Below are 22,697 nucleotides of genomic sequence, written 5' to 3'. Positions count from 1 at the left end.
TCATAATTAAGGAAATCAACATGTCTGATAAAAGACGTTACTTCGGCACAGATGGTGTGCGTGGCAAAGTAGGCCAGTACCCTATTACACCTGATTTTGTTCTGAAGCTTGGCTGGGCTGCGGGTCGTGTTCTTGCAAAGCAGGGCACAAAGAAAGTGATCATTGGTAAAGATACTCGTATCTCTGGCTACATGCTTGAATCTGCTTTAGAAGCAGGCCTTGCTGCTGCTGGCCTTCAAGCTACATTTACAGGCCCAATGCCAACACCTGCAGTTGCATACCTAACACAGACATTTCGCGCAGAAGCGGGGATTGTTATCTCTGCATCGCATAACCCTTACTACGATAACGGTATCAAGTTTTTCTCTTCTGAAGGTACAAAACTTCCAGACGATATCGAGCTAGCAATTGAAGCTGAACTTGATAAAGACATTGAGTGTGTTGATTCTTCTGAGCTAGGTAAAGCAGTACGTTTAAACGATGCAGCTGGTCGTTACATTGAATTCTGTAAGAGCACATTTCCAAATCAGATGACACTTGCTGGAATGAAGATTGTTGTCGATTGTGCACACGGCGCAACTTACCATATCGCTCCTGCGGTATTTAAAGAGTTGGGCGCTGAAGTGATTGCTATTGGCGTTGAACCAAACGGCACCAACATCAACCATGAAGTTGGCGCAACAGATGTGCGAGCTCTGCAAGCAAAAGTGGTTGAAGAGAAAGCTGCGCTAGGCCTTGGCTTTGATGGTGACGGTGACCGTATCATTATGGTCGACGAGCTAGGCAACAAAGTTGATGGTGACCAAATCGCTTACATCATTGCACGTGATGCATTGCGTCGTGGTGAGTTGAAAGGTGGTGTTGTTGGTACGCTAATGACGAACCTTGGCATGGAGAACGGCCTTAAGCAGCTAGGTATTCCATTTGTGCGTGCCGCTGTTGGTGACCGTTACGTGATGGAGCAGCTTCTGGCTAAAGGCTGGAAGATCGGTGCTGAAAACTCGGGTCACGTTATCCTATTAGATAAAGTGACAACCGGTGATGCTATCGTTGCTGCACTGCAAGTTTTGGCTTCGGTTGTAGACAGTGAAATGACACTGAACGAGCTTTCGCAAGGTATGACTCTATACCCTCAGGTTCTGGAAAACGTTCGTTTCAGCGGTGATTCAAATCCATTAGAAGCAGAAGCAGTGAAAGCCGCAGTTGTTGAAGTAGAAGCTGAGCTTGGTGAAAAAGGTCGTGTGCTATTACGTAAATCTGGTACTGAGCCATTGCTACGTGTGATGGTTGAAGGTGAAGATGCCGATCTTGTTCAAGCATCTGCACTTAAGATTGCTGATGCGGTAAAAGCAAACTGCTAATTTAACCTTTTAATGAACAGGCGTACGGAAGAGCACCTGTGATTTGAAGTGATTGACTTATATAACGGGCAAGAGATATAACGGTCAAAAGAGACGCAAATGAGTTTTGTGTCGCTTTTGACCTTTTTTTGACCATTCACTTGGTAAAGGCTTATTTTTTAGCAAATTCTCCTTGTCAGCCCTCGTCGCATTCGCTAGTATTGCTCGGCCTTCAGTTAGGAGGTCGCTAGCCTTGTTCTTAAAAATAGTTTTTTGAACGGCGCTGGCTCAACAATTAGGAACATAGGTGGAAAAATGTTTACAGTTCTACTTGTGATTTACCTGTTGGCAGCGCTTGGTGTAATTGGCCTAGTGTTGATTCAACAAGGTAAAGGCGCAGATATGGGAGCCTCTTTCGGTGCTGGCGCTTCAAACACTGTGTTTGGTGCTGGTGGCTCAGGAAATTTCCTTACCCGAATGACTGCAATTTTTGCAACTACATTTTTTATCCTTAGCTTAGTGCTTGGTAATATGTCTACACATAAGACTGAGTCACAGTGGATTGACCCGACCCAAGGTCAGGTAATTCAGCAAGCTGATGATGCAGTGAGTGAAGTTCCATCGCAAGGCGATGAAATTCCACAATAATCTGTAAAGATTTGATGCCGAGATGGTGAAATTGGTAGACACGCTAGCATGAGGTGCTAGTGCCTTAGGGTGTGAGGGTTCGAGTCCCTCTCTCGGCACCATGTTTACAAACTTGTAAAACATCTTGTTGGGCGTATAATGCTCGCAAGTCGGACGCGGGATGGAGCAGCTTGGTAGCTCGTCGGGCTCATAACCCGAAGGTCGTCGGTTCAAATCCGGCTCCCGCAACCAATTTCAATGCTATTATATAGCTTGTATTGGTAGCAAGTTTGCACAGTGTGAACCTCACTGTGAGTTAAGTGCGATATCGAATGTGATGGCACTTAGCATATAAGGGTCCAGCAACAAAAACCCCGGCTTATACGGGGTTTTTTGTTATCTAAGCATTTGTAAATGTATTTAGATAATGTTTGCTTGGAATTTAAATTGGGCTTTGAGCCCTTTTTTTGTTTCTGGAGTGGTTAAATGACTGGTTTAGAAAGACAACTTACTGAAATGCTTGACGCTCCAGTAGCAGCATCAGGTTATGAGTTAGTTGGATTAGAATTTATTCGTGCTGGTGAGCACTCAACGCTACGTATTTACATCGATTCACCAAACGGTATCAATGTAGATGATTGCGCTGAAGTTAGTCACCAAGTAAGTGCCGTAATGGACGTTGAAGATCCAATTTCAGTGGCTTATAACCTTGAAGTGTCTTCACCAGGTTTAGAGAGACCACTGTTCAAAGCAGAGCATTACCAACAATTTATTGGTCACGAGGTAAGCATCGTTTTGAAAATGGCTGTCGGCAACCGTCGTAAATGGAAAGGTGATATCCAATCTATTGAAGGCGAGACAGTAAAAGTATTGGTTGAAGGACAAGAAGAAGAATTCGTCCTGAGCAATATTGCGAAAGCGAACCTGATCCCTAAATTTTAGTTCTCCTAGAGAGAAGAGCTTAAGAGGCTAGATTAATGAACAAAGAAATTTTGGCGGTAGTAGAAGCTGTTTCTAACGAGAAAGCAGTTCCTCGTGAGCGTATTTTTGAAGCGCTTGAAATCGCGCTTGCAACAGCAACTAAAAAGAAAAGCGAACTAGAAATTGAAGTTCGTGTTGAAATCGACCGTAAAACGGGTGATTTTGAAACCTTCCGTCGCTGGGAAGCTGTTGAAGAAGTTGAGTTCCCAACGAAAGAGATCTCTCTTGAAGCTGCAAAGTACGATGATCCAGAGATCGAACTTGGCGGTTTCATCGAAGACGACATCGAATCAGTTACATTTGACCGTATTACGACTCAAACAGCTAAGCAAGTTATCGTACAGAAAGTACGTGAAGCTGAGCGTGCTCAAATCGTTGAACAGTTCATCGACAACGAAGGTGAGCTAGTAACTGGTGTTGTTAAGAAAGTTAACCGTGACACTATTATCCTAGACCTAGGTAACAACGCCGAAGCGGTAATCCTTCGTGATGACCAACTTCCTCGTGAAAACTTCCGTCCAGGTGACCGTGTTCGTGGTCTTCTATACGCAGTTAAGCCTGAAGCTCGTGGTTTCCAGTTATTCATTACTCGCTCTAAGCCTGAAATGCTTGCTGAACTATTCCGCGTTGAAGTGCCTGAGATTGGCGAAGAGCTAATTGAACTTAAAGGTGCTGCACGTGACGCTGGTTCTCGTGCTAAAATCGCTGTGAAAACAAACGACAAGCGTATTGACCCTGTTGGTGCGTGTGTTGGTATGCGTGGTGCACGTGTACAAGCTGTTTCTGGTGAGCTTGGCGGCGAGCGTATCGATATCGTACTTTGGGACGATAACCCGGCTCAGTTCGTAATCAACGCAATGGCTCCTGCTGACGTTGCTTCTATCATCGTTGATGAAGATGCACACTCTATGGATATCGCTGTTGAAGCGGATAACCTAGCACAAGCTATCGGCCGTAGCGGTCAAAACGTACGTCTAGCATCTCAACTGACTGGTTGGGAACTGAACGTAATGACGGTTGAAGATCTTCAGAAGAAACACCAAGAAGAAGCAGTTGCTTCTATTGAAAACTTCATGAAGCACCTAGACATCGAAGAAGACTTTGCTCAACTGCTTGTTGAAGAAGGTTTCTCTACACTAGAAGAAGTGGCTTACGTACCAGTAAACGAACTTCTTGAAGTAGATGGCCTAGACGAAGGCATCGTTGAAGAACTTCGTAGCCGTGCTAAAGATGCACTAACGACTCTAGCACTAGCGAAAGAAGAAACTTTCGACGGTGTTGAGCCTGCTGAAGACTTGCTAGCACTTGAAGGCCTAGAACGTGAAATGGCTTACAAACTGGCAGCTAAAGGCGTGGCAACATTGGAAGACCTAGCTGACCAAGGCGTTGATGAACTAGAAGGCATTGAAGACCTAACTGCAGAGCGTGCGGGCGAGCTAATTATGGCTGCGCGTAACATCTGTTGGTTCGGCGACGAAGAATAATTCAGCAAGGAGAGAAAGCGGTATGACACAATTAACAGTTAAAGCACTGAGTGAAGAGATTGGTACGCCAGTTGACCGCTTAATTGAACAACTTGCTGATGCAGGCATGAAGAAATCAGGGTCGGATCAAGTAACTGATTCAGAGAAGCAAACATTGCTAACGCACCTTAAAAAGGAGCATGGCGATACTTCTGGTGAAGCAGAGCCGACTCGTTTAACTCTTCAACGCAAGACCCGCAGCACGCTAAGTGTTGCCGCTGGAGGCGGTAAGAGTAAGGATGTTCAAGTAGAGGTACGTAAAAAACGTACTTACGTGAAGCGCAGCGCTATTGAAGACGAAGCGAAACGTGAAGCTGAGGATGCAGCATCACGTGAAGCGGAAGAGAAAGCACGTCAAGAAGCTGAAGAGCTTGCGAAACGTGAAGCTGCAGAGAAAGCACAGCGCGAAGCTGATGAGAAAGCAAAACGTGAAGCGGATGCAAAACGTGATGCTGAAGAAAAAGCTCAACGCGCACAAGCTGAAAAGGCTAAAAAAGACATGAATTCAAAAAATGCAGACGCTAACGCACAAGCGAAAAAAGAAGCGGATGAACTAAAAGCTCGTCAAGAGCAAGAAGCAACTCGTAAAGCCGAAGCTGAAGCAGCTAAGCTTGTAGAGGAAGCTCGTAAGCTAGCTGAAGAAAACGAAGCTCGCTGGACTGAAGAAGAGAAGAAGAAGAAAGAACAAGAGAAGTCTGCGGACTACCACGTGACTACTTCTACTTACGCGCGTGAAGCTGAAGATGCAGCGGATCAGAAAGAAGAAAAAGCGCCTCGTCGTCGTAAAAAGAAAGCAGCTCCAGCTAACCAACCTGGCAACAACCGTGGTGGTCGTAACCAACGTGGTCGTGGCGCTAAAGGTAAGCTTGCGAAACCAACTTCAATGCAGCAAGGCTTCGATAAGTCAGCAACTGTTGCTAAATCTGACGTTGCTATCGGCGAGACTATCGTTGTTTCTGAACTGGCTAGCAAAATGTCAGTTAAAGCAACTGAAGTTATCAAAGTAATGATGAAGATGGGCGCTATGGCGACTATCAACCAAGTGATCGACCAAGAAACAGCACAACTTGTTGCTGAAGAAATGGGTCACAAGGTAATCCTACGTAAAGAAAACGAACTTGAAGAAGCAGTACTAGCTGACCGTGATAGCGATGCAATCGCTGAAGGTCGTGCTCCTGTTGTTACTATCATGGGTCACGTTGACCACGGTAAAACTTCAACACTGGATTACATTCGTAAAGCACACGTTGCTTCTGGCGAAGCTGGCGGTATCACGCAGCACATCGGTGCTTACCACGTAGATACTGACAACGGCATGATCACTTTCCTTGATACTCCTGGACACGCGGCGTTTACTGCTATGCGTGCTCGTGGTGCTCAAGCGACAGATATCGTTGTACTAGTAGTTGCAGCAGACGATGGCGTAATGCCACAAACAATCGAAGCAATCCAGCACGCGAAAGCGGCAGGTGTTCCTCTGATTGTTGCTGTGAACAAGATCGATAAAGAGGGTGCAAACCCAGACAACGTTAAGAATGAGCTAGCTCAATACGACGTAATCCCTGAGGAATGGGGCGGTGAGAACATGTTCGTTCACATCTCTGCTAAACAGGGTACAAACATCGATGGTCTTCTAGAAGCTATCCTTCTTCAGTCTGAAGTTCTTGAACTGACAGCTGTTAAAGAAGGCATGGCGTCTGGTGTTGTTGTTGAATCTCGCCTTGATAAAGGTCGCGGTCCAGTTGCAACAGTACTAGTACAGTCTGGTACTCTAAACAAAGGCGACATCGTTCTTTGTGGTCAAGAGTACGGCCGTGTTCGTGCAATGCGCGATGAGAACGGTAAAGAAGTAACTACAGCGGGTCCTTCTATCCCTGTAGAGATTCTAGGTCTATCTGGCGTTCCTGCTTCTGGTGATGAAGCAACTGTTGTTCGTGACGAGCGTAAAGCACGTGAAGTAGCGAACTACCGTCAAGGTAAATTCCGTGATGTTAAACTAGCTCGTCAACAGAAAGCTAAACTAGAAAACATGTTCGCGAACATGGCTGCTGGTGAAGTTGCTGAACTGAACGTAGTACTAAAAGCTGACGTTCAAGGTTCTGTAGAAGCAATCGCTGATTCTCTACTGAAACTGTCTACTGACGAAGTTAAAGTGAACATCGTAGGTTCTGGTGTTGGTGGTATTACTGAAACTGATGCAACACTTGCAGCAGCTTCTAACGCTATCATCCTTGGTTTCAACGTTCGTGCTGACGCAACTGCGCGTAACACTGTTCAGAACGAAAACCTAGATCTACGTTACTACTCAATCATTTACCAACTGATCGACGAAGTTAAACAGGCAATGGGCGGTATGCTTGCTCCTGAATTCCGTCAAGAGATCATTGGTCTTGCTCAAGTTCGTGACGTATTTAAGTCGCCTAAACTTGGTGCAATCGCTGGTTGTATCGTTACTGAAGGTACGATTAAGCGTAGCAACCCAATTCGTGTACTTCGTGAAAACGTTGTTATCTACGAAGGTGAGCTAGAGTCACTTCGTCGCTTTAAAGACGATGTTCAAGAAGTTAAGAATGGTTACGAGTGTGGTGTTGGCGTTAAGAACTACAACGACGTACGCGTTGGTGACCAGATCGAAGTATTCGAAATCGTTGAGGTTCAACGTACTCTAGACTAATCAGTCTGTACGACTCGACATATTGACTAAGGTTACTAACATTACTAGTAAAGGTAATAAGTAATCGGTTGTTGAATACACCATGGGGGGCTGGTAATTACCAAGCCCCCCATCTTTCTAAGTGAGAAAAGAAAATGTCAAAAGAATTTAGCCGCACACAACGTGTGTCTCAGCAGCTTCAAAAAGAGCTAGCACTTATCCTACAACGTGAAGTTCGTGACTCACGTATCGGTATGGTAACCATCTCAGACGTAGAAGTGTCTCGTGACCTTGCTTACGCAAAAGTATTCGTTACTTTCCTATGTATTGGTGAGCAGACACCTGAATCATGTCTTGCTGCTCTTAAAGAGCACGAAGTGCCAATCCGTATGGCACTAGGCAAGCGTATTCGTCACCGTCTAACGCCTGAAGTTCGTTTTACTTACGACAACACACTAGTAGAAGGCATGCGCATGTCTAACCTGGTAAGTGAAGTGCTAAACGATGATAAGCGTAAGCAACAAGAAGCTGGCCGTACTGACGAAACTCAGTCTAAGGGCGAAGAGTAATGGCTCGCCGTCGTAAAGGTCGCCCTATTAACGGGGTAATTCTGTTAGATAAGCCAACAGGCATTTCGTCTAATGATGCACTGCAAAAAGTAAAGCGTATTTACTTTGCAGAGAAGGCAGGGCACACCGGTGCTCTGGATCCTCTTGCGACTGGCATGCTGCCAATTTGTCTTGGTGAAGCAACGAAGTTCTCTCAGTTTCTTTTAGATTCTGATAAGCGCTACGTAGTGATCGCTAAGCTTGGTGAGCGTACCAATACCTCTGACTCAGATGGTGAAGTGGTAGAGACACGTGATGTAAACGTGACTCAAGAACAACTTGAGCGCTGTATCGAAACCTTCAAAGGTGAAACTGACCAGATCCCTTCAATGTTCTCTGCATTGAAATATCAAGGTAAGCCTTTGTATGAATACGCACGTGCAGGTATTGAGGTTCCTCGTGAGTCTCGTAAGATCATGGTGTACTCTATTGAACTGCTTCGCTTTGAAGGCGATGAAGTTGAGATGGAAGTGCATTGTTCAAAAGGCACTTACATCCGCACAATCACCGACGATCTTGGTGAGATGCTAGGTTGTGGTGCTCACGTGACCATGCTTCGTCGTACTGGTGTAGCAAAGTACCCTTACGAGCGTATGGTAACCTTGGAACAACTGAACGAGATCTTAGAGCAAGCGCAGGCGCAAGAAATTGCACCGAAAGAGCTGCTTGATCCACTGTTGATGCCAATGGACACTGCTGTTGAAGATCTACCAGAAGTAAACCTGAATGCGGAACTGACTGACCTAGTTCAGCACGGTATGCCTGTTCAAGTTGCTGGTGCTCCAACGGATGGTACAGTTCGCATGACAAGCGGTGAGGATAAGCTGTTTGTTGGCGTTGCTCAAATTGCTGAAGATGGCCGAGTAGCACCGAAACGTTTGGTTGTTTTCAGAGATGAAGAACCACAAGCGAGTGCTTAAATCGAGTGAAATATTCGTGCTGAGTCGTTAAAGACGAGCAAATAAGACAGAAAGCGGACGCCTAATTTAGGCAGTTCGCTTTTTTCGTTTTTAAGGCGTTCGATTGTTATTGCACCAACTGACAAACTTCCCTATAATCCTCGGCTCGCGTAGCGGCTGAATCAGAGATTGGCTGCTACAAATATTAAACTACTCTTATCAGGAGAGAATTATGTCTCTGAATGCAGAAACTAAAGCAGCAATCGTTGCAGAATACGCACGCGCTGAAGGCGATACTGGTTCACCAGAAGTACAAGTAGCACTACTAACTGCTTCTATCAACCACCTTCAAGGTCACTTCAAAGCACACAAAGGCGATCACCACAGCCGTCGTGGTCTTCTACGTATGGTTTCTAGCCGTCGTAAGCTTCTTGACTACCTGAAAGGTAAAGACCTTTCTCGTTACCAAGATCTAATCAAGCGCCTAGGCCTACGTCGCTAATAGCGATGTCTGCAAAGACTGTTTGAAGAAAAGGAGCATTTATTGCTCCTTTTTTTGTGCCTGAAAGACAGAGTTTGAAGTAATTCACGGAGCTTTTTCAGCGCGAAAATATCCCTGTATATAAAAATAGTTTATACTATGCGTCGCCTGTACAGCTATCTGTATAGGTATTATACGACCCAGAAGTTACAGTCACAGATGTCGGCCAATAGGTCGCGACTATTCAAAGTGGATGCTCGTTGTATTTTTGATATAACGAATTAATTCCGTCTGCTTTGACTAGTCGCGATTGGTGATTTTTGGGTTCCAACTTACTGACTCTAAAGAACACTCTTTAGATAAAGGAAATACAATGTTTGAGAAACCAGTTGTAAAAACGTTTCAGTACGGTAACCACACAGTTACTCTAGAAACTGGCGTTATTGCTCGTCAAGCTACTGCAGCAGTTATGGTAACAATGGACGATACTTCAGTATTCGTATCTGTTGTTGGTAAAAAAGAAGCGGTAGAAGGTCAAGACTTCTTCCCTCTAACAGTTAACTACCAAGAGCGTACATACGCTGCTGGTAAAATCCCAGGTGGCTTCTTCAAGCGTGAAGGTCGTCCATCTGAAGGCGAAACACTAACGGCTCGTCTAATCGACCGTCCAATTCGTCCTCTTTTCCCAGATTCATTCAAGAACGAAGTTCAAGTTATCGCTACAGTAATGTCTGTAAACCCAGACGTTCAACCTGATATGGTAACAATGATCGGTACTTCAGCAGCTCTTGCTATCTCTGGTATCCCGTTCAACGGTCCAATCGGTGCTGCACGCGTAGGTCACATCGACGGTCAACTTGTTCTTAACCCAAGCACAACTGAACTTGAAACGTCTAAACTAGACCTAGTGGTTTCTGGTACTGAAGGCGCGGTTCTTATGGTTGAATCTGAAGCTGATAACCTAACTGAAGAAGAAATGCTTTCTGCAGTTGTTTTCGGTCACGATCAACAACAAGTTGTTATCAACGCTATCAACGAGTTCGCAGCAGAAGTTGCTACTCCAGCGTGGAACTGGGAAGCACCAGTAGTAAACACTGAGCTTAAAGCTCGTGTTGCTGAGCTTGCAGAAGCTCGTTTATCTGACGCTTACCAAATCACTGAGAAAATGGCTCGTTACGAGCAAGTTGGCGCAATCAAGAACGACGTTGTTGAAGCACTACTAGCTCAAGACGAAGAACTAAACGAGCGCGAAATCCGCGGCATGCTTGGTTCTCTAGAGAAAAACGTTGTACGTAGCCGCATCATCGCTGGCAACCCACGTATTGATGGCCGTGAAAAAGACATGGTTCGTGCGCTAGACGTACGCACTGGTGTTCTTCCTCGTACACACGGTTCTTCTCTATTCACTCGTGGTGAAACTCAAGCTATCGTTACTGCTACTCTTGGCACACAACGTGATGCTCAAATCATCGATGAGCTAACAGGCGAGCGTAAAGACAACTTCCTACTACACTACAACTTCCCTCCATACTGTGTTGGCGAAACTGGTTTTGTAGGTTCTCCTAAGCGTCGTGAAATCGGCCACGGTAAGCTAGCTAAGCGTGGTATCGCTGCAGTAATGCCTTCTGTTGATGAATTCCCATACACAGTTCGTGTTGTATCGGAAATCACTGAATCTAACGGCTCTTCTTCAATGGCTTCTGTATGTGGTACATCTCTAGCGCTTATGGATGCTGGTGTTCCAATCAAGTCTTCTGTTGCGGGTATCGCAATGGGTCTTGTTAAAGAAGGCGACGACTTCGTTGTTCTTTCTGACATCCTTGGCGACGAAGATCACCTAGGTGACATGGACTTTAAAGTAGCAGGTACTAACGAAGGTATCACTGCTCTTCAAATGGACATCAAGATCGAAGGTATCACTAAAGAGATCATGCAAATTGCTCTTAACCAAGCGCAAGGTGCACGTAAGCACATCCTTTCTGTAATGGATGAAGCTATCTCTGGTGCTCGTGAAGATATCTCTGAATTCGCTCCACGTATCCACACAATGAAAATCAGCTCTGACAAGATCAAAGATGTTATCGGTAAAGGCGGCGCAGTTATCCGTGCTCTTTGTGAAGAAACGGGTACTACAATCGAAATCGAAGACGATGGCACAATCAAGATTGCTGCTACTGAAGGCGCAGCTGCTAAAGAAGCTATCCGTCGTATCGAAGAGATCACAGCTGAAGTTGAAGTTGGCCGCATTTACCAAGGTAAAGTTGCTCGTCTAGCTGACTTCGGTGCATTCGTAACTATCCTTCCAGGTAAAGATGGTCTAGTACACATCTCTCAAATCGCTGACAAGCGCGTTGAGAAAGTGTCTGACTACCTAACTGAAGGTCAAGAAGTGCCTGTTAAGGTTCTTGAAATTGACCGTCAAGGCCGTGTACGTCTAAGCATGAAAGAAGCAGTTGAAACGCCAGCTGAAGGCGAAGCACCTGCTGCTGAGTAATTCTCAGTGTGTCGATGGTGATATCGCTTTTTAGTGATTTCTAACCTATCGTCAACAAAGCATGTTATAAAGGGGAGCATATCGCTCCCCTTTTTTATTGCGGTCATAACAGGAGTAATTATTTGTGAAATGGTTTCAAACCGCGAGTATGTGTTTACTGCTTGTACTAACTGGTTGTGCAACAACATCAGATAACGCCTCACGTTGGGTTTATCCACCAATGGCTGTGCCACTGCAACCAAGCGTTCAGCAAGAAGTTCAAATTGCACGCCTTAGTCAGTTATTGCAGCGCCCAGATTTGAACGATGAAGTTAGAGCTAAGATGCTGTTTGAACGTGGTAACTACTACGACAGTGTTGGTCTGCGTGACTTAGCGCGCCTCGACTTCAACCAATCTCTTTCATTGAACCCAGCTCAACCTGATATCTTCAATCTTTTGGGTGTTTACTTTACGCAGGTAGGGGAGTTTGATGCGGCTTACGAATCGTTTGATTCCACGCTAGAGCTTGATCCTGCAAACTCTTATGCAGAAAGAAACCGCTCTATTGCTCTCTACTACGGCGAACGTTACGACTTAGCTAATGAAGAGATGATGAAGCACTACGCCGATGATCCTAGCGATCCGTTCCGTGCTCTATGGTTGTACATCATTCAGCATGAACTCACGCCAGAACAAGCTAAGCTTGATTTACAAAAGCGTTACGAAAGCCGTGATGAGCAGTGGGGATGGGTGTTAGTGGCCATCATGCTTGATGACATTACCGAAGAACAGGCTTTCAAGGCTATCTTAACCGGTACTCGTGACAACACATTATTGGCACAGCGCCTAACAGAGACTTATTTCTACTTAGCTAAGCGTTACCACATGAATGGTGACTACGCGAATGCGATCTCTTTGTATAAGCTGTCAGTGTCTTTCAACGTGTATGAATACGTAGAGCACCGTTACTCTTTCTTAGAGTTAAGCCGTATCTTCACTACGCTTAAAGCTGAGCATCTAGCTCAAGCTAAGTTGGCAGAGGCTGAAGAAGAAGCTAACGCTCGATAAGCAATACACCGTGAATATTAAGAAGCCACTGCCTGTGAAGTGACCCCGTAAAGTTGGACATTTCTGTTAAGCGGCTTTCAAGGCCTGAGTTCGATATTCCATCGGAGTCAGGCCTTTTAGTTTCACTTTTATACGTTTGGTATTGTAGTACTCGATGTATTCTTTAATTTGCTCTATCAGAGCATCTGCATCTTCAAAGCTTTGGTTTTGATACATCTCTGTTTTGAGTAAAGCAAAAAAGTTTTCAGCAACCGCATTATCCAAGCAGTTACCTTTTCTCGACATGCTTTGCGTTAACCCACTCTCCGCTACCTTTTTCTGATAGTGTCGATGACGATATTGCCAACCTTGATCGCTATGTATAATTGGCTTTGAGTTGGGTTTAAGCGTAGATATAGCCTCCGTCAGCATATCCGTGACAAGCGGCAAACAAGCATTTTTGGCCACTCTATAAGCAACCACTTCCTGAGTAAACAAGTCGACAACGGGAGACAAGTATACTTTCTGCTCTTTGACTTTGAACTCCGTGACATCAGTTACCCATTTTTCATCGGGTTGAGTCGCACTAAAATCTCTTTCAAGCACGTTAGAGCAGTTGTTCCAGACTCACCTCGGTATGAACGATACTTTTTAATCCTGACCGTCGATTTAAGGTTGAGCTGAGCCATAAGCCTTTGAACCGTTTTGTGATTGAGCACGAACCCCTGATTTTTTAATTCCAAGTGAATACGGCGGTAGCCGTATCGGCCCTTATGTTCATGATAAATTGACTTTATCAACTGCAGCTCACGTTCGTAGCTATTTGGGCGCTTGCTTGTTTGAGCCTGATAATAAAAGACACTTTTTGCCAGCTGTAGAGTGTGCAGTAAGTGCTTCAACGGGTACTGACCTTTAAGAGTTAGAGCTATGACCGCTTTTTCTTTGTTCGACGGTTTTTTCCCTGCTCCAACTCTTCCAACTTTTTTAGAACGGCATTCTCGGTTCGTAAGTAGACCAACTCCTCTTTTAGCTCCTCAAGTGTCATTTCATTATCAGGCTTAGTGGTACGTTGAGGTTGCTGTTTCATTGAGGGTCTTCCTTTCTGGCGCATTTTGAGCCCCTTGATACCGAGCTCATTAAATCGTTTGAGCCAGACAGAGAGTATCCCAGGGGATGAGAGGTTTAATACTGCGCTAGTGTGCGTGAGAGACCATTCATTCGTCCACATTAAATTCAATGCTTTTCGTTTTGTCTGAGCAGTAGCAGCATGCTTAGTTGGTAAAAATGAAGCAGTGCCGTGGATGGCAAACACTTGAGCCCAATACCGAACCTGTCTTGACGAAATTGAATATTGTTTGGCTAAGTAGAGAGATGACGTGCCATCTAAGTATTGCTTAGCAATGATACATTTTAGCTCTCGGCTATATTTGGACATAAAAAGACCCCCAATAATTGGTGTCCAACTATTGGGGGTCAGTTCACTGTCAGCGGCTTTTTTTATGACTATTTTTTATGATCTTCATCTCGTTTTGATTGCTTTTTATTTAAACAATATTAAAATAGTTAGTCTTGCTAACTAAATGCCATTCTTTGATTGGGTGAGTATGCTAAACCAGAATTTAGAAAAGATTGAGCGCTTCGCCTCTAAGATATGGCGCACTCAGGTGAATGAAGATCCTATCTGCCAATTGAGCTTCAATGAGTATGACTATTTGAAGGTCATTCAGGCTTCTCCAGAGCCGATTCGATTGACCGATCTTGCCATTGAAATGCAGGTGACTAAGCCCTCAGCGACCACTATGGTGCAAAGGCTTGAGAGAAAAGGCCTAGTTGAGCGTAAGGCGTCACTTGAAGATGCAAGATCCAAGTTAGTGGTATTGACCAACAAAGCGGAGTTGGGTTTAGAAGAAGAGAGCAAGATCTACCAAGTGATGGCTCAAATACTAGAAAGCCGTTTGTCTGAGCAAGAATCTAAGCAACTGAACCTATTATTAGACAAAGCTTTGAAGTAAATAATTTAGATATTTAGTTAGCCTTGTTAACTAATTTTTCGAGTCATATCTCGTTGATATGCGACTCACAAATGAAAGTAGAGTAAGAAATGAGTAACTCAATTAGTCGTCAATTTTGGCGATACACAATCCCTACCGTGGCAGCGATGTTGGTTAATGGCCTGTACCAAGTGGTGGATGGCATTTTCATTGGCCGCTATGTTGGCGCTGATGGACTCGCGGGTATTAACGTCGCGTGGCCTGTGATTGGTTCGATTCTCGGTATTGGTATGCTGGTGGGCGTAGGTACTGGTGCGCTTGTCTCGATCCGTCAAGGTGAAAAAGATACTCAAGGTGCTAAACAGATCCTGGCGACCGGTCTAACTTTGCTGCTGGCGATAACACCGATTGTTTCCGCGTTACTGTATCTGTTTGCCGACAACTTCTTGCTTTGGCAGGGTGCAGAAGGGCGTGTGTACGAACTTGGCCTGCAATATTTACACATCCTGATTGGTGCCAGTGTCTTCACTTTGGGTTCTATCGCGATGCCGTTTCTGCTGCGTAACGATGACAGCCCGAACTTAGCCACGATACTGATGATTGTCGGTGCGGTGATTAATATCGTTCTCGATTACCTGTTTATCGCTCAGTTTGGTTGGGAGTTGATGGGTGCGGCATTAGCCACTGCAATTGCACAATTTGTGGTAACAGGCTTGGGTCTGGCTTACTTCTTCTCACGTCGAGCAAACTTACGCTTACGTTGGAATGAACTGCGACTGAAGCTATCGGTTATCCCACAGATCTTCGCGATTGGTACATCAAGCTTCTTTATGTACGCCTATGGTTCAATGATGGTGGCATTGCACAACGCGTTGTTCTCTCAATATGGCGACCAATTGATGATTGGTGCTTACGCTATCTTGGGCTATATCGTGACGGTTTATTACCTCACGGCTGAAGGTATCGCAAACGGTATGCAACCATTAGTGAGCTACAACCATGGTGCGCGCAACCAAGCGAATATTCGTAAGTTACTTAAGATTGCGATGCTGAGTTCAGTATTGATCGGTGTAGCGTTTGTGTTGCTTCTCAACGCGTTCCCTCGAGAGTTCGTGTCAGTCTTTAACTCTGACGAACCACAGCTAGTAGAGTACACAGTATTGGGTATTCGACTACACATGTTTGCATTGGCACTTGATGGTTTCTTAGTGGTAGCGGGCGCTTATTACCAAGCAGTGAACAAGGGCAGCAAGGCGATGTTTGTGACGATAGGCAATATGCTTATTCAGCTGCCTTTCTTGTACATCATGCCAAAGTTGTACGGTGTGCCGGGGATCTGGATTGCGTACCCATTGTCTAACATTGCGTTAAGCGTGGTGGTGATGGTGATGCTCTACAAAGACGTAAAGAAGCTCGATGCTTCATTGATGGAAACAGCGACGGCATAGGTCGCTTTTCTTAAGTCGAACTAAAAGGTCTAGCGAATGCTAGACCTTTTTTGCATCTGTAGCTGATAGGTTTAATTATCGAACTAGATGTTTTTTACGTCTAAACCTGCAAGTTGATGCCAGTAACCATTACATTGGCGGCTTTCAATCTTCATCGGGTTTTGACCTCGTTCGTTAGCTCTGAAGTTATTAATTTCAGAGAAGGTATCGATGCCGAGCGGGCTTAAACGAACCACATCAACCAAGTCGTGCATGTTGGGTAAATCATTCACTAGGTTGTAGCAGTAACCCGATTGGGTCTGGATACCGTTAAGGTTGAATACCGATTGGCCTTCTTGGCTCTCGACCTGTAGTCCGGTTGGGTATTTGATACAGCAGGTTTCACAATCGTCTTTCGCTTTGTTTTCTGCGCGAGCCGTAAAGCAGCGTGCTGAGTAAGCAAGAGGCAAGTAACCGTGGCTAAATACTTCGACTTCGAACTTGTTACGAATATTGAGCTCTTCACACTGTGTCATGACGTTGCTTAGCCATTCACGAGACAGCTCAACCGGCATACACCAACGTGTCATACCTTGCTTCAAGAACAGGTTCAGCGTGCGCGCGTTGTAGGTGTTTACTGCTGGGCCGACAACGAAAGGTACTCTGCTTTCGCTTGCCAGTTGAATAGCAGACACGTCGTTGGCTTCAATCGCGAAGTCACCGTTATCAATGTACTTCTTCATGATGTTGACTTCGCTTGGCGCTTCTAACAATGCCATGGTCGACAGTACCACTTGCTTACCTGAAGCAGACAGCTCTTTTGCGATGTCCATCCAGTGTTTCGCTTTCATCTCACGACGCTTTGAACACACGGCTTCACCAAGGTAGATGATATCAGCAGAGCTTGATTTCGCTTGCTCATAGAAGCTTTCAACATCTTGTTTTGGCCAGAAATAAAGTAGAGGGCCTAATGCGTATTTCATTGAGTTCTCCATTTGGCTCTATTGCCATTTACGGTGATAAGCGCCAAGCGTGGTTTGTGTACCTTCCGATACATTCGCCAGTGTCGCATTCCAAGCTTGTTCCACTTGGTACTGTTCAGGATTTGCTAAGTAGCGGTCGATGGCTGCGCGCCAAGTGCGAGTCACTTGTTCAACATAAGCTGGGCTGCGCTGACGACCTTCAATCTTCACCGAAGCAACATTCGCAGCGAACAACTCAGGAAGCATTGATAATGTGTTTAGGCTAGTTGGCTCCTCAAGTGCGTGGTAGCGCTTGCGTTCACCGTCGATCTCCGCTTCAAAGCGACCTTTACACAGCGTTGGGTAGCCCGCGTTCTCACCCGCTTCATACTTATCGATAAGGATTTCGTTTAAGCGAGACTCTAGGCCAGTTTCTGTTTCTTGCCAGCGAACGTATTTCGCAGGAGAGCAAGCGCCAACCGTATTTGGTGATTCACCTGTCATGTATGAAGATAGGTAACAGCGACCTTCTGCCATGATACACAAACTACCGAAAGCGAATACTTCAAGGTCAACGTCAGAAGTGATGTTACGAGAAAGCTGTTTGACCTGATGAATCGATAATACACGGGGTAATACCACACGCTTAACGTTGAAGTTTTTATGGTAGAAGTCGATAGCAGCGGCATTGGTCGCAGATGCTTGTACAGATAAGTGCAGTTCAAGGTCTGGATATTTGTTTGCAGCATATTCGAGTACTGCGATGTCTGCGATGATCAGCGCATCGACACCTAGCGCAGCTGCGTTGTCTACAGCATTAGTCCAGCGTTCGAAGCCATTTGGGTGAGCAAACGTATTTAAGGCAACATGAATTTTCTTGTTGCGGTCATGCACATACTGCACAGCACGATCGAGCTTTTTACCGGCAAAGTTTAGGCCTGCAAAGTGTCGGGCATTGGTATCGTCTTTGAATCCGATATAGACAGCATCCGCACCGCAATCAATGGCGGTTTTCAAAGCAGGTAAGTTACCCGCTGGGCATAAGAGTTCCATTTGCTCACTACCAGTAGAATTAAGTTGAAGCGAGCATTTTATGAAGAATTATGAATGACGGAATTGATATAAGGCAGGTTTAGATGGATAAATCTGCTTTTACTCCGTTTGAGGTACTGACGAGCTGTGGTTTTGTGTGTTGTTTTGGCTTGGAAGGCGGTGCGTATTCGAATCGTCTAATCAGTTCTTATGACGGCGGTTTTGTGCGAACAGCTCTTCAACATCTTGTTTAGGTTGTGGGCGATAGAAGTGGAAGCCTTGAATGGAACTACAGTTGAGGTTCGACAGCAGCGTCGCTTGCTCACTGGTTTCGACACCTTCTGCAACCACGGTTAAATCGAGAGACTTACCCAGGTTGATGATGTTTTCAATCACGGTAATTTGCTTTGGTAGGGTATCGATATCTGAGATGAAAGCACGGTCGATCTTAAGCTCATCAATCGGGAAGCGAGCAAGGTAAGACAGAGAAGAATAACCGGTACCAAAATCATCAATCGATAGGGCGAAGCCAAGCTTTTTAATCGCGTTGAGCATTTGCAGTGTGTGTTCACTGTCACTCATCACCGCACTTTCTGTCAGCTCAAACGTAATTGCACTTGGGTCTAGCTCTGTCGAACGTAGCAGCTTTTCCATGTAATCAATCAGCTTTGGATTACCAAACTGTTCAGGAGAAAGGTTGATTGCCACGCGGCCAGGCAGGATCCCCTGCATCTTCCAGCGTTTAACTGTCGCAAATACTTCACGCATCACCACACGACCAAGCTGCTCGATAAGACCGGCACGTTCTGCAACTGGGATGAAGGCAGCTGGGCTTATGTAGCCTTCTACTGGGTGCTTCCAACGTACTAGAGCTTCTGCACCGTTAATGGTGAAGTCACGTGCGTTTACTTTTGGTTGATACCAAACCTCGAGTCCGTTTTGTTGCAGCGCTTTCTGCAGCTCTATCTCAAGCCACAGCCGCATGCGCGCTTCTTTGTTCATCTGTTCGTTGAACTTGATCAGGCGATTACGACCACGATCTTTCGCCTCATACATCGCAGTGTCGGCATTTTGAAGCAGGATGCGAGCATCAGTACCATCTTGAGGAAAGCTTACACTACCAATAGAGCAGGCTAAGCGTTTACTAAAGTGGTGAAGATCGAACGGTTGATTGATCAAGGAAATGATCTTTTCAGCGAGCATTTCAGGCGTTCGCTGATGTTCAGGCTCTGGGAGAATAATACCAAATTCATCACCACCCAAATGACCGATAACGGCTTGACGAGGCAGTAAGCGTTTAAGACGCGAAGCGACCTCTTTAATCACCTTGTCACCGATGTGATGACCCAGTGAGTCATTGATATTTTTAAAGTTATCAATGTCTAAGTAGAGCATGACAACAGGCGTATCGTTGTGAATGAACTGCTCAAGGCGCTTGGTAAACCCAACTCGGTTATAGAGCTTGGTTAACGCGTCGATGTAAGCATCTTCACTGTTTGCCGGAGTGTATTGTTTTGCGGTTTCTTGCGCGTCTTGGATAAGCACTAGTTGGGTGCTACTGCCGAGAATGGCCGTTGAGTCGATGTTGAGTTGAACCTTACGTTCAAAGCCACATCGAGCGCCCGTTAAGCAAACCAAACCAGACTCAGAAATAATAGAACTCAGGCTATTATTGAAGACTGTTTTGGTTTGTTCATCGATAAATAAGCGGCCTAACTCTTCGCCAATCAACTCAGTGGTGGAATTGAAACCAAGCAAGCGAGCTGCGGCTGGGTTGGATGACAAGATGTAGTCGTTCTCAACCAACAGTAATCCGTCTGGGAGTAGGTGAGAGAGCTTATGGAACTTTGCTTCGGACTCTTCTAAAGAACGGACAAGGACTTGGTTCTCAGATGTATCGAAGGCATGAAAGACGATGTAGTCGGTTTTATTGCCGTTTGCTAGAGGGGATAAGCTAAAATGAAGACTGGTATCGAGGTCAGTTTCGTTGAGAGTAACTTCGGCCTCAATTGTTTCGCCATTGAAGGCACGCTCATAGTAAGGCTTAAGATGTTGGTAGAACTGCTCGCCTAATGTTTGGCGGTCATTCATGCCTGCAAGCTCAGTTTGGCTTAAACCAGCAATATCGCAGTAACGCTCATTCACCATAAAATAGTTATGTTGAGCATCAAGTACTGCAAAAAAGAACGGACTATTTGCAGTTAGCTGGGTAAACCAATGTTGTAGTTGCTGGGGAGGCATCAAAGTACTACCAATTCTCCAAGAGCTTGAATATTCACTATCGATAAATATTTATTACTTTTTGTGTGGTTATCGATATTTACCTGTGAGTGCAGCGATCCGCTGTAATTCTCATTACCTGAGTTACTATAACTGTGATTTTCAGGATATTAAAGGTCGAGTATCAAACAGAAGTTAATTTGATACATAACAGTAACTGAGATCTCAACATCATCTATGATGCATTCCATATTATTGACAAAGTTACGGATAAGTCACGTGATAAACAAGATTCGCACTCAACTAGTTCAAAATGCCGCATCAATTTTGCGATCTCCAGTCCAGTTATTGCCTAAAACAGTACAAAAAAGAGCCTTATTAGAAGCGCTGAAGAGTGTCTTCAAGGAAGCTTTAGAAGACGGTGACTTTGAGTTCTTAGAAGATAAGTGGCTGAAAGTTTCAATAAAAGATATGGGGTTAAGTTGGTGTATTAGTTACGAAAATGAGCAACTGGTTGTAGCTGATAAAGAAGTCGCTGAAGATGTCAGTTTTAGCGGGAATCTTAACGATCTTGTGTTGATTGCGGGACGTAAAGAAGACCCAGATACGCTTTTCTTCCAACGTCGACTGTCTATTGAAGGTGATACAGAGCTCGGTTTAGAGGTCAAAAACTTGATGGATAGCGTAGATTTGGACTTATTGCCGACTCCTATGAAAACTTTGTTAAATCAATTAGCTGATTTTGTGCAGAAGGGAGTACAATCCCCAGATACACAAAGTGAGGTAATGAATGCTTATTCGAACTGAAGCACCGGCAGATATACTTGTCATTGATCGTCTATTGAAATCTGTTTTTGAAACGGATGCAGAAGCTAATTTGGTTATGAGCTTGCGTGAGAATAGTCATTTAACGCTATCGCTGGTGGCTTGTTCTGACGAAGGCGAGGTGGTTGGTCACCTGATGTTTAGCCCAATTACCCTTAAAGGTGACGATCACAACTGGCAGGGGCTTGCGCCACTTGCTGTGAAAGAAGAGTTCCGCAACCAAGGCATTGCTAAATCTCTGGTTGAAGATGCTTTCTCTACTTTGGTTGATTTCGGTTACCCTGCCTGTGTTGTGCTTGGTGATCCTGCCTATTACGGTCGCTTTGGTTTCAAGGATGCGAGTGAATTTGGTTTGAGCTGCACTTGGGATGTGCCTGAGGGAGCCTTTCAAGCTATCGAGTTAGTTGAAGGTGCGCTTGCGGGATATTCTGGTGAGATTGCTTACAGTCCTGAGTTCAACGACTTATAAGCCTATTTCCCACGCAATATGGTGCAAACTGATTTAGTCTAAATAAAGGAGCTTGATGCTCCTTTATTTTTTGTTAGTATCAGCCCAACTCTGATGAGCTCGTTTTAACTCTGCTCTAATAAGCCACCCACTATCAACCTAAGGTTACACTGCTAGATATGTCACAAACACATGCACAATACCTGCAAGAGATGGGCATTAGCCAATGGGAGCTTAGCCACTCAGAGCGTTTGGCGGGCTATGAATTTGAATTGACTCCGCTCTCTAACGATTGCAAGTTACTGTTGGTATCGCCTGAAAAACCTCAGGAAGACCTCGCCGTGATGTTTGAGCGTGTACTCAAAAGTATCAAACTCGACTTATCTCAAGCCTTACATATTCAGCCTCAACACCTTTCTTCTATCGAACTCGGTGATGTTGAATGGGTATGGTTTGCAGGTTGTGAGTCCGCCCAAGAGCTGAAAGCAAAAACATTACAATCACCATTACTATCTGACATCAATGGTAATAACCAACACCGCCGCGATTTATGGCAACAAATTTGTGCTTATGACTAATCAATTTTTACCGACTTCACAGCAACACCTAGACGCTATTTGGCAGATAGAACAGACAGCGCATTCTCACCCTTGGTCTGAAACGATGATTCGCGATCTCGATAGTCGAGGTGCTTGTCACCATGTGCTTGAAGTCGATGGGCAAGTGGTCGGGTATTTCTTCGCGCAGAATATCGTTGGTGAAGTCACGCTGCTTAATATTGCTGTCGACCCAAGCCTGCAAGGTAAAGGTTATGGCAAGGCGCTGACCGAGCATTTTCTTGATATGTGTGAACAGGCTGACGCGGAAAGTGCTTGGCTAGAAGTGCGCGAAAGTAACGTGAACGCGTTTAACTTGTATGAGAAAGCGGGTTTTAACGAAGTCGACCGCCGTCGTAACTATTACCCAACTAAGCAAGGCAATGAAGATGCGATCATTATGAGCTATCTTTTTATGTCGTTTAGTTAGTTATATTTTGTCTTTTCGCTACGCAGATAATGAGCCATAAAATAGGGTGCAAACTGACCCTTTAGAAAGTGACACGCTTTCTGTATAATCCGCACACAGAATTCAAGGGCAAGTATTATCTACTTGCCCTTTT

21 protein-coding genes and 2 tRNA genes are annotated in these 22,697 nt (G+C 45.0%); 18 read left to right on the top strand and 5 right to left on the bottom strand.

The annotated features are described in order from the left end of the window. The first annotated feature begins 20 nt into the window (after window positions 1-20). The 12 genes from glmM (at window position 21) to nlpI (ending at window position 12,654) form a co-directional block, all read left to right on the top strand. Window positions 21-1,361: a phosphoglucosamine mutase gene (gene glmM, locus ITG10_RS04650; RefSeq protein ID WP_017633281.1), complete on the top strand. Its 1,341-nt coding sequence runs from the start codon at window positions 21-23 to the stop codon at window positions 1,359-1,361. A gap of 294 nt (window positions 1,362-1,655) precedes the next feature. Next, window positions 1,656-1,988, top strand: coding sequence for a preprotein translocase subunit SecG (gene secG / locus ITG10_RS04645; protein ID WP_017633282.1), 333 nt, complete (start codon window positions 1,656-1,658; stop codon window positions 1,986-1,988). A 16-nt stretch (window positions 1,989-2,004) separates the two neighbouring features. Next, a tRNA-Leu gene (locus ITG10_RS04640) sits at window positions 2,005-2,089 on the top strand. Window positions 2,090-2,142: 53 nt separating this feature from the next. Then, a tRNA-Met gene (locus ITG10_RS04635) sits at window positions 2,143-2,219 on the top strand. 234 nt (window positions 2,220-2,453) lie between these two features. Continuing rightward, window positions 2,454-2,909: a ribosome maturation factor RimP gene (gene rimP / locus ITG10_RS04630; protein WP_004738265.1), complete on the top strand. Its 456-nt coding sequence runs from the start codon at window positions 2,454-2,456 to the stop codon at window positions 2,907-2,909. Window positions 2,910-2,944: 35 nt separating this feature from the next. Continuing rightward, window positions 2,945-4,432 carry a transcription termination factor NusA gene (nusA, locus tag ITG10_RS04625; protein ID WP_017633283.1) on the top strand — a complete coding sequence of 496 codons (1,488 nt, stop codon included), beginning with the start codon at window positions 2,945-2,947 and terminating at the stop codon, window positions 4,430-4,432. A gap of 22 nt (window positions 4,433-4,454) precedes the next feature. After that, window positions 4,455-7,145, top strand: coding sequence for a translation initiation factor IF-2 (gene infB / locus ITG10_RS04620; RefSeq protein ID WP_176680393.1), 2,691 nt, complete (start codon window positions 4,455-4,457; stop codon window positions 7,143-7,145). A 134-nt stretch (window positions 7,146-7,279) separates the two neighbouring features. After that, window positions 7,280-7,693, top strand: coding sequence for a 30S ribosome-binding factor RbfA (gene rbfA / locus ITG10_RS04615; RefSeq protein ID WP_017633284.1), 414 nt, complete (start codon window positions 7,280-7,282; stop codon window positions 7,691-7,693). Continuing rightward, window positions 7,693-8,652: a tRNA pseudouridine(55) synthase TruB gene (truB, locus tag ITG10_RS04610; RefSeq protein ID WP_248386729.1), complete on the top strand. Its 960-nt coding sequence runs from the start codon at window positions 7,693-7,695 to the stop codon at window positions 8,650-8,652. Before rbfA ends, truB begins: the two co-directional genes overlap by 1 nt. Before the next feature lie 211 nt (window positions 8,653-8,863). Next, the gene (gene rpsO / locus ITG10_RS04605; RefSeq protein ID WP_004728948.1) at window positions 8,864-9,133 is read left to right on the top strand and encodes a 30S ribosomal protein S15; all 270 of its coding nucleotides are present in this window, start codon (window positions 8,864-8,866) and stop codon (window positions 9,131-9,133) included. A gap of 352 nt (window positions 9,134-9,485) precedes the next feature. After that, window positions 9,486-11,606 (top strand): polyribonucleotide nucleotidyltransferase, encoded by a 2,121-nt coding sequence (gene pnp / locus ITG10_RS04600; RefSeq protein WP_017633285.1) that lies wholly within the window; start codon window positions 9,486-9,488, stop codon window positions 11,604-11,606. Window positions 11,607-11,730: 124 nt separating this feature from the next. Beyond that, window positions 11,731-12,654: a lipoprotein NlpI gene (nlpI, locus tag ITG10_RS04595; protein WP_017633286.1), complete on the top strand. Its 924-nt coding sequence runs from the start codon at window positions 11,731-11,733 to the stop codon at window positions 12,652-12,654. Between the two features lie 66 nt (window positions 12,655-12,720). On the opposite strand, the gene ITG10_RS04590 is transcribed toward nlpI, so the two are convergent. Both ITG10_RS04590 and ITG10_RS04585 read right to left on the bottom strand, forming a co-directional pair. Then, on the bottom strand, window positions 12,721-13,239 hold the full coding sequence (locus ITG10_RS04590) for an IS3 family transposase (protein WP_248386727.1): 519 nt from the start codon (window positions 13,237-13,239) through the stop codon (window positions 12,721-12,723). Window positions 13,240-13,558: 319 nt separating this feature from the next. Further along, entirely contained in the window at window positions 13,559-14,068 is a 510-nt protein-coding gene (locus ITG10_RS04585; protein WP_248386725.1) for a helix-turn-helix domain-containing protein, read from the bottom strand. A gap of 169 nt (window positions 14,069-14,237) precedes the next feature. Between ITG10_RS04585 and ITG10_RS04580 the strand changes: the two genes are divergently transcribed. Both ITG10_RS04580 and ITG10_RS04575 read left to right on the top strand, forming a co-directional pair. Continuing rightward, complete coding sequence (locus ITG10_RS04580; RefSeq protein ID WP_026084112.1) at window positions 14,238-14,645, top strand: MarR family transcriptional regulator; 408 nt, start codon at window positions 14,238-14,240, stop codon at window positions 14,643-14,645. Window positions 14,646-14,734: 89 nt separating this feature from the next. Continuing rightward, entirely contained in the window at window positions 14,735-16,072 is a 1,338-nt protein-coding gene (locus ITG10_RS04575; protein WP_017629623.1) for an MATE family efflux transporter, read from the top strand. 83 nt (window positions 16,073-16,155) lie between these two features. Here ITG10_RS04575 and ITG10_RS04570 read toward each other — a convergent pair whose 3' ends face one another. The 3 genes from ITG10_RS04570 to ITG10_RS04560 form a co-directional block, all read right to left on the bottom strand. Next, window positions 16,156-17,034: a U32 family peptidase gene (locus ITG10_RS04570; protein WP_017629624.1), complete on the bottom strand. Its 879-nt coding sequence runs from the start codon at window positions 17,032-17,034 to the stop codon at window positions 16,156-16,158. A gap of 18 nt (window positions 17,035-17,052) precedes the next feature. After that, window positions 17,053-18,066, bottom strand: coding sequence for a peptidase U32 family protein (locus ITG10_RS04565; protein ID WP_017629625.1), 1,014 nt, complete (start codon window positions 18,064-18,066; stop codon window positions 17,053-17,055). Between the two features lie 180 nt (window positions 18,067-18,246). Next, the gene (locus ITG10_RS04560) at window positions 18,247-20,286 is read right to left on the bottom strand and encodes a bifunctional diguanylate cyclase/phosphodiesterase (RefSeq protein WP_017629626.1); all 2,040 of its coding nucleotides are present in this window, start codon (window positions 20,284-20,286) and stop codon (window positions 18,247-18,249) included. A gap of 216 nt (window positions 20,287-20,502) precedes the next feature. On the opposite strand from ITG10_RS04560, the gene ITG10_RS04555 reads away from it, so the two are divergent. The 4 genes from ITG10_RS04555 (at window position 20,503) to rimI (ending at window position 22,564) form a co-directional block, all read left to right on the top strand. Then, entirely contained in the window at window positions 20,503-21,072 is a 570-nt protein-coding gene (locus ITG10_RS04555) for an SCP2 domain-containing protein (protein ID WP_128644329.1), read from the top strand. Next, complete coding sequence (locus ITG10_RS04550; RefSeq protein WP_017629628.1) at window positions 21,056-21,559, top strand: N-acetyltransferase; 504 nt, start codon at window positions 21,056-21,058, stop codon at window positions 21,557-21,559. Before ITG10_RS04555 ends, ITG10_RS04550 begins: the two co-directional genes overlap by 17 nt. Window positions 21,560-21,717: 158 nt before the next feature. After that, window positions 21,718-22,116, top strand: a complete 399-nt coding sequence (locus tag ITG10_RS04545; protein ID WP_017629629.1) for a DNA polymerase III subunit psi — start codon at window positions 21,718-21,720, stop codon at window positions 22,114-22,116. Beyond that, on the top strand, window positions 22,109-22,564 hold the full coding sequence (rimI, locus tag ITG10_RS04540; protein ID WP_017629630.1) for a ribosomal protein S18-alanine N-acetyltransferase: 456 nt from the start codon (window positions 22,109-22,111) through the stop codon (window positions 22,562-22,564). The genes ITG10_RS04545 and rimI overlap by 8 nt, the downstream gene beginning before the upstream one ends. Window positions 22,565-22,697: the final 133 nt, after the last annotated feature.

The organism is Vibrio sp. ED004 (assembly GCF_023206395.1).
In the GTDB taxonomy this organism is placed as follows: domain Bacteria; phylum Pseudomonadota; class Gammaproteobacteria; order Enterobacterales; family Vibrionaceae; genus Vibrio.
This window is presented reverse-complemented; position numbering and strand designations above follow the sequence as displayed.